This is a genomic window from Deinococcus rhizophilus, from assembly GCF_030271215.1.
GTDB classification, from domain to species: domain Bacteria; phylum Deinococcota; class Deinococci; order Deinococcales; family Deinococcaceae; genus Deinococcus; species Deinococcus rhizophilus.
Window position 1 is genome coordinate 1 of sequence record NZ_JASNGB010000439.1, and the last position, 309, is coordinate 309.

1 pseudogene is annotated in these 309 nt (G+C 77.3%); it reads left to right on the forward strand.

From position 1 onward, the window contains the following. Window positions 1-309: pseudogene (locus tag QOL99_RS17745) on the forward strand (transcriptional regulator); the annotation flags it as partial.

The window sequence follows — 309 nt, forward strand, 5'->3', positions numbered from 1 at the left end:
GACCTGCTCGCGCTGCTGGCGGTGTCGCCGGGTGGCCTGCCCCGCGAGGCCGCGCAGGAGGCCCTGTTCCCCGATGCCGACCCGCAGGTGGGCGAGCGCAACTTCCGGGTGACCCTGCACGCGCTGGGGCAGGTGCTGGAGGAGGGCGTCGCCAGCGGCACCTTTCTGGAGCGCGGCGACTGGCTGCGGCTGCAACCCGGTCCCGACCTGACGGTGGACCTGCATGAGGCGTGGGCCTGGCTGGACGCCCCCCCCGGCACGCCCGGCCGCGCCCCGGCGCTGCTCGCCCTTCCCGGCGAGCTGGCGGGC